Source organism: Cobetia sp. (assembly GCF_983723665.1).
In genome coordinates, this window is the sequence record NZ_CFDJES010000051.1 from 12,408 (window position 1) to 19,002 (window position 6,595).

A 6,595-nucleotide genomic window follows, 5' to 3' on the forward strand; every position below is an offset into this window, starting at 1 on the left:
CGCCGCCAGCGCCATCCACCGGCGTCAGCGTCATCTGCTGACCGCGCATGTTGATATCGAACTCCCCCAGGAAACTCATTCCCAGCAGCACCACCTCATCGTGCATGCCCGGCACGATGGCCCCGCGCACCTCGCGCTGGCTGAGTCCCGCCAGACTGACGGTATCCAGTGTGGTCAGGGCACCGTGACTGACGCCATTGGCGGTGGTGAAGCGCGCATCCCGCCCGCGTGGCAACTGCAGGCGCTCGGCCAGCGCTTCGGACACCGAGACATAGGTGGCGCCGGTATCGAGCAGGAAGGTCACCGGCTGATCATTGATCGTACCGGGGGCCACGAAGTGCCCTGAGCGATTGCGCGACAGCATCAGTGGCTCGCCAGATGACAGCGACTGGCCAGCCAGCGAGGCATTGGGCCGGGTGCGCTCATCAAGCTGGCCCTGAAACCACCACACCAGCATGGCGAGAATCAGCGCCCAGCACAGCACCAGCATGCCGACACCATAACGGCGCGTCGCGCCGCCGGCCCCGCCCCCTGAATCACTCATGCACCACCACCCCGCAACAGCAGACGCAGGCCGACGGCGCACAGTGCGAAGCCGAGAATCAACGGCACCCCGATCAGCCAGCCGCGCGTCCCCGGCAGGCTGGCCTCATGCGGGGCATCGAGGCGATAGACCAGCGCCACGCTCTCCCCCACGGCGGGTGTCGGCGAGGGCACCGCCAGCGGCGAGATGATCTCGTGCCAGCCATCACGCTGATCCTGATAGCGCACCACGGGCGCATACTGGATCGACTCGATATTGAAGCGCCCGCCCGGCGGCAGCCCCGCCATCGCCAGGGCCTCATCCTCGCTGAGTTTGCCACCCTTGGGCAGATGGATCGGGCCACGCCCTTCGACGTGCAGCGTGCGGTCGTGGTTGATGACCTCGCCCATCACCTGTGCGCTGTTGCGGGCGAAGGACTGCGCCTGCTGCCAGCGATAGCCGCCGAGCAGCAGCAAGGCGATGCCGATGATGATCAGTCCCCAGGTCAACGCCATGCGATGCCTCCTTGTGGTCGGCGCCATCATGCACGACGCGGTGTCGAGGTGCGGGCCTGGACGTCGTCACTCACATCATGAGCAACGCCCTGCTCGTGTCCACCGGCCGCTTCCAGCCTCTCGCTCAGCGCATCGAACTGGCGCCAGCGCGCATGCGCCAGCGGCGTGACACCTTCGGCGTCCGCCAGATTGACGTCGGCACCGTGGGCCAGCAGCTGCTCGACGACCCGTTGATAGTCAACGCCGCCATCCCCCAGCAACACGGCCTCGATCAGTGCCGTCCAGCCGAGCGTATTCTGGTGATTGACGTCGACATCGGTCTCCTCGAGCAGCTGACGACAGATATCGGCATGACCACGCTCACTGGCCGACATCAGCGCAGTGGAAGAGAAGCGATTGAGCACCGTCGCCGAGGCGCCATGCGCCAGCAGCCGGCTCAGGCAGCGGCCATAGCCGAGCGCGGCCGCGGCCAGCAGGGGCGTGTCGTGCAGGGCATCGGTCTGCTCGCAATCGGCGCCGGCGGCCAGCAGGGCCTCCACCGCCTCCGGCTGATTGGCCTGCACCGCGACCAGCAATGGCGAGCGCCCACGATAATCCACGTCATTGACTCGCTCGTGCGCATCGGGAGCGGCCAATGCCTGTGCCAGGCCCTCCAGATCGCCATGCTGAGCACACATTGTCATGTCCTTCATCACCACCTCCTGACGCCCGGCAACGGATGCTTACTCTATGACAGCCTATGCGATCCTGAGCGTGACCGTTAGCCCCGCCAGCGTTCAATCGGCGCCTTGAGCATCGTCGATCAGGCATGGCGTGGTGAATGACAGGCAAAAAAAAGCGCTCCCGAAGGAGCGCCAGTTCGTCATCACCGCAGGGCGCGGCAGACGAGACTCAGAAACGAAGCCCGTCCGGCTGCCAGCCGGACACCGTCAGAATACGGTGTCGTCCTGGCCGCGCCCAATCATCTCTCGGGATGGCTGTGATAGCGCTGAGCTATCAAGACAAGACCGCCGATAAACGAGGCGGCGCCCTGTCACTCCTTCGGCTGCGCCCCGACCAGCGGGGAGCTCGGCAGCCAGACGCGTGCCGCCAGGCCGCCCAGACTGGAGCGCTCCAGTGCCAGCTCGCCCCCGTAGAGCGCCATCAGATCATCGACGATCGCCAGCCCCAGACCGGAACCGGAGCGCCCTTCATCAAGACGCGCCCCACGCCCCAGCGCGGCAGCGCCCTCTTCTTCATTCATGCCGGGGCCATCGTCCTCGATGATCAACAGCACGCCGCCATCGCGGGTCTCGCTGCTGACGCGCACCTGCTGCCGAGCCCACTGCAAGGCGTTCTCGAGCAGGTTGCCGACCATTTCCTGCAGATCCTGCGGGTCGACCCGCACGCTGGCGTCGTCCTCCAGCGCCAGACTGAGCGTGATGCCACGCCGACTCGCCAAGCGCCCGAGCCCCTCGAAGACCGGCCCCGCCGCCTCACGCAGGCTGATGCGCCCGCTGAGATGCGCGCCACCGGCGGCACTGGCACGCGCCAGGTGGTGACGCACGGCTTCATCGATGCGTTTGAGCTCGGCGTCGATCCGCGCACGGTCCTCGCCGTCGAAGCGCTCGGACTGCGCCTTGAGCACGCTGACCGGCGTCTTGAGGGCATGCGCCAGATTGCCGGCCGCCGCACGACCGCGCTCGATCAAGCGCTGATCACGCTCGAGCACGGCATTGATGGCGCGGGTCAGCTCGGTCAGCTCCGGCGGCAGACGGGTCTCTTCCAGCCGCTCCGCCTCGCCATCGGCGACCTTCTTGAGGCGAGCCCGCAGACGCCGCAGAGGCGCCAGCCCCCAGCTGATCTGCGCGGCAGAGCCGCACACCAAAAGCGATGCCAAGGCCACCAGCGCACCCGCCAGCAGCCACTCGAAGCGCGCGACCTCGGCGTCGACCTCGCTACGGCTGGCCGCCACCATCACGTGCAGCGGCTGGTTGCGGCCGGGCAGGCGGATATCGCGCTCGAGGGAGCGCAGCACCTGATGGCGCGGGCCCTTGAGGTCACGGCTGATGATGACGCCCTTGTCCATGTCTTCCAGCGGCGGCAGGCGTTGGTCCCACAGCGAGCGCGACGTCAGCACATTGCCGTTGCGATCGGAAATCTGCCAGTACCAGCCCGAATAGGCCTGATCGAAGCGCGGGTCGCCCAGCGAGCGTGTCAGGCCGGGGCGGCCCTTCTCGCGGTCGAACTGGATGGCGGCGATCAGTACCTTCGACAGCGACAGCAGGCGCTGGTCGAAGGCGGTAGTCACGGCGTCACGGAAGCTCCAGGCCAGACCGAGCCCGGTCAGCGGCATGACGATCAAGGCAATGACCAGCGAGCCGCCCAGCAAGCGGCGGCCGACGGACAGTGGCTTCATGCGTCGCTGCCATCCGCCGGCGTCTGTGTCTCGGCGTCCGGATCACGCAGACGATAGCCACGCCCGCGCAGCGTCTCGATGCGCTCGGCACCCAACTTGCGGCGCAGACGGCTGATCTGCACATCGATGACGTTGGAATCGGGTTCGTGGTCGCGGTCATAGACATGCTCGACCAGTTCAGAACGGCTGACCACGCCGGGCACGGCGTGCATCAGGTGCATCAGCAGGCGCGTTTCCTGAGCGGTCAGCGACACGGGGCGCCCCGCCAGACTGACGGTACCGCCGTGGGTGTCGCAGGCCAGATCACCCAGCTTGAGCACGGGGTGGGCATGGCCGCGTGAGCGCCGTACCAGGGCGCGCAGACGGAAGATGACCTCGGCGGTCTCGAAGGGCTTGGTGACGTAATCATCGGCGCCGGCAGAGAAGCCGGCGGCCTTGTCAGACCAGCGCTCGCGCGCGGTCAGCACCAGCACCGGCACCTCGATGCCGGCTTCCCGCCACTGGGCCAGCCAGCGCGTGCCATCACCGTCCGGCAGGCCGAGATCCAGCACTACGGCATCGTAGCTCTCGGTCTGGATCAAAAAGTCGGCATCTCCCCCGGTGGTGGCATGCTCGACCAGTACATCGGCTTCCCCCAGGCGCGCCATCAGCGCTTCAGCCAACGGCATGTCATCTTCAACCAGCAATATCTTCATCGATTCTCGGGCTCCTGACGCAAGCGGCGTTCTACCGGTGGCGCAATGGACAATGGCACTAGCATACCGTTCCTCAGGGCCGCCAGGCACCCTCGGCGCCCTTGTCACGGCCTGCGCTGGCACTGCCTGCCTCGCCTTACTGACTCTCGACCTCGGCATTGGCGCCGTCAGTCACCAGTGGCGTGTCGTCCGTCTCGGGCAGGGGCCTGGTCAGGGGCTTGGTCAGAGGCTCAGACAAGGAACCGCTGCCAGCGCGACGCATGGCATCCAGATTGACGCCGCGCACCTCACGCAGACTGCCATCCGAGGCGCGCACGGTGAATCTGGCCATCTGGCCCTGCGGCCCGAGCATCTCGACCTCATAGATCAGCTCGCCATGCGTCTCTTCGAGTTCCACCTCGACTACCTGACCCAGCCAGTCGCGCTCGAGGCTATCGAGCAGCTCGGACAACGAGATGACACGTCCGGCGGCGACTTCGTCGTGCAGGCTGCGCCAGCGCTCGCTGTCACACAGCGCATGCGGCGGCAGTGCCAGCGCACCGACCAGCAGGCTCCCGAGCCCGAGGCACAGCCAGACATAGCGTTGCCGCCATTGACTGCCACGCGCTGCACGGGCGTCTGGCTGAGCCTTGTGGGGAGTCTGCATGAAGAGGAACCTCGTGAATGACGGCGGGGCTGGTGTGCGCCCAAGGCGGGCGCTTGCGCGTGGCGCTCAATCTAGCAACGGAATGTGCAATCAAACCTGCGTTGGAACAACGCGGACCAACGCGAGAGCAACCACTGACCCTGTGATGCAGAGACTGACAGGAGGCAATGAACCTCAGATGAATTCACGTCTCAGCGTCGCGCAAGGTCGCCTGGCCCACAGTGAGCGCCATGCCCAGCCATCCTTGAGGAGGGTGTCATGTCCCCATCAGCCGCGTCCCGTATTGCTCCCGCTCGTGAATCAGACTCCGCATCCCGACAGCCGCCGTCCTCGGCCGCAGGCGCCGCCCCGTCGCGCTTCTCGCTCGCCAGCCGCGCAGTCCAGCACTGGCGACACGGCCTGGGCGTCAGCGCACTCGGCCTGATGCTGGGTTCGGCTCCCGCCTATGCCAACGGCATCGAGGACCTGCCGGTGCGCCATCAGCTGTCGGCGGCAGAACTCTCGACCGCAGGGCTCTCTGCAAATGGGCCCTCGACCAGCGAGCACTCAGATGACGGCAAGGCGCACGCCACGCTCGGCGATGATGCCGGGGGTAGCACGCTGGACACGGCCGCCTCCCGCACAGCCGGAAAGCCGCCGACAGATATCTCTGACGCCGCATCTACTCAAGGGCTCGCGCCAGAGCTGCTCACGCAGATGATGATCCACGCCAGTCGCAAGGGCATGATGGAATTCAGTAAGATGGATATCCGCGACGATCATGTTCAGTTCACGGGCTGGGGGCATAATGGGTGGCAGATGGAACTGGCCATCAATCTCGCCGATGGAGAATTCATCAGCGAAGCGCTGCGCCAGAGTGATTCCGCGCCCGGCGACAAGGCCATCGATGGCGACAGCATGCGCCAGACCTTGAATTTTGCCGCTGTCGACGGCATCAAGAGTGTACAGAGCGTCGAAGTCGCTGCGCACGCCATTCAGATTCACGGGCGCGATGCGCAAGGCAGGCCGCAACGGATGACATTGAACATGCCGCTGCCGGGCAATGCTTTCAACCTCGCCGCCAGCGTGTCCATGAATCCGGATTATCGGCCGTGAACTGATCGACCCGCTTGTCCAGCCGCCGTGCCTTGAAGTGGTTCAGGGACTGAACCCGACATCCAGCGCTGGATCAACGCCGAAGTCGCTTGACGGCAACGATGCCAACTTCGATGCTGAACGAGTCAACCGGCCGCCCGATGCCATCAAGCGCCTCATGCAAAAGTGCGTCGCATCGAGCCCCACTTACCCATCCCCCGGCCCAGAGCACGAATGCCCATTGCGCCGGGAGGGCAATACCCCTGTTTCCTGACCCGATATCCCCGACCACCCACTTTCACCTATCGGGTCATCCTCGCCCGGCCTGACGGCCCGGCTCTATCGTGGAGAAGACACATGCAAGGCCAACAGCACAACACTCTGTGGAACCAGGCTCGCCAATGGCAGGCCAATGCAGGCAACCAACGCCCCTCCAATGGCCTGTCCGGCCTCAAGCTGGTCGCCGCCTGGCTGATCGGTGGCGTGGTCATGATCTTCAGCCTGTTCGCGGCGCTGGTGATGATGGTACTCGGCATCATCATGCTGCCCTTCATCCGCCGTCGCATGAAAAAGCGCATGAGCGAGATGCAGCAGCGCATGCAGGAGGCCCAGGACAAGGCCAGTGGCCGCCAGAACTACTCGCGTGATGCCACGCGTGAAGACGGCAGCAGCACCGAGACGCTGGACGGTGAGTATCAGGTCAAGGAATAAGCCCTGACGCCAGAGACCGCTGAGCGTCTCACA

The 6,595-nt window shown here is 65.6% G+C and carries 8 protein-coding genes; 2 read left to right on the plus strand and 6 right to left on the minus strand.

Annotation, left to right across the window (positions count from 1 at the left end):
* The 6 genes from AC4FAH_RS07150 to AC4FAH_RS07175 form a co-directional block, all read right to left on the minus strand.
* Window positions 1-544, minus strand: a 544-nt coding sequence (locus AC4FAH_RS07150) for a retropepsin-like aspartic protease family protein (RefSeq protein WP_490245817.1), incomplete at its 3' end; no start/stop codon positions are given.
* A complete protein-coding gene (locus AC4FAH_RS07155) occupies window positions 541-1,038 on the minus strand; it encodes a hypothetical protein (protein ID WP_287020780.1) in 498 nt (165 codons plus the stop codon). The genes AC4FAH_RS07155 and AC4FAH_RS07150, both read right to left, overlap by 4 nt.
* A 26-nt stretch (window positions 1,039-1,064) precedes the next feature.
* Window positions 1,065-1,730 (minus strand): ankyrin repeat domain-containing protein, encoded by a 666-nt coding sequence (locus tag AC4FAH_RS07160; protein ID WP_286987948.1) that lies wholly within the window; start codon window positions 1,728-1,730, stop codon window positions 1,065-1,067.
* A gap of 341 nt (window positions 1,731-2,071) precedes the next feature.
* Window positions 2,072-3,436, minus strand: a complete 1,365-nt coding sequence (locus AC4FAH_RS07165; protein WP_043334721.1) for a sensor histidine kinase — start codon at window positions 3,434-3,436, stop codon at window positions 2,072-2,074.
* Entirely contained in the window at window positions 3,433-4,131 is a 699-nt protein-coding gene (locus AC4FAH_RS07170) for a response regulator transcription factor (RefSeq protein WP_043334723.1), read from the minus strand. Before AC4FAH_RS07170 ends, AC4FAH_RS07165 begins: the two co-directional genes overlap by 4 nt.
* Window positions 4,132-4,267: 136 nt before the next feature.
* Entirely contained in the window at window positions 4,268-4,777 is a 510-nt protein-coding gene (locus AC4FAH_RS07175) for a PepSY domain-containing protein (RefSeq protein WP_286987947.1), read from the minus strand.
* 258 nt (window positions 4,778-5,035) lie between these two features.
* On the opposite strand from AC4FAH_RS07175, the gene AC4FAH_RS07180 reads away from it, so the two are divergent.
* Together AC4FAH_RS07180 and AC4FAH_RS07185 are read left to right on the plus strand one after the other, a co-directional pair.
* Window positions 5,036-5,872, plus strand: a complete 837-nt coding sequence (locus AC4FAH_RS07180; protein WP_287020781.1) for a hypothetical protein — start codon at window positions 5,036-5,038, stop codon at window positions 5,870-5,872.
* Between the two features lie 336 nt (window positions 5,873-6,208).
* A complete protein-coding gene (locus AC4FAH_RS07185) occupies window positions 6,209-6,562 on the plus strand; it encodes a hypothetical protein (protein ID WP_052384715.1) in 354 nt (117 codons plus the stop codon).
* The last annotated feature ends 33 nt before the right edge of the window (window positions 6,563-6,595 follow it).

Bases quoted from the DNA above. Each gene is read 5' to 3' on its own strand.
- AC4FAH_RS07155 (WP_287020780.1), bottom strand. From the start codon at position 1,038: ATGGCGTTGACCTGGGGACTGATCATCATCGGCATCGCCTTGCTGCTG.
- AC4FAH_RS07160 (WP_286987948.1), bottom strand. From the start codon at position 1,730: ATGAAGGACATGACAATGTGTGCTCAGCATGGCGATCTGGAGGGCCTG.
- AC4FAH_RS07165 (WP_043334721.1), bottom strand. From the start codon at position 3,436: ATGAAGCCACTGTCCGTCGGCCGCCGCTTGCTGGGCGGCTCGCTGGTC.
- AC4FAH_RS07170 (WP_043334723.1), bottom strand. From the start codon at position 4,131: ATGAAGATATTGCTGGTTGAAGATGACATGCCGTTGGCTGAAGCGCTG.
- AC4FAH_RS07175 (WP_286987947.1), bottom strand. From the start codon at position 4,777: ATGCAGACTCCCCACAAGGCTCAGCCAGACGCCCGTGCAGCGCGTGGC.
- AC4FAH_RS07180 (WP_287020781.1), top strand. From the start codon at position 5,036: ATGTCCCCATCAGCCGCGTCCCGTATTGCTCCCGCTCGTGAATCAGAC.
- AC4FAH_RS07185 (WP_052384715.1), top strand. From the start codon at position 6,209: ATGCAAGGCCAACAGCACAACACTCTGTGGAACCAGGCTCGCCAATGG.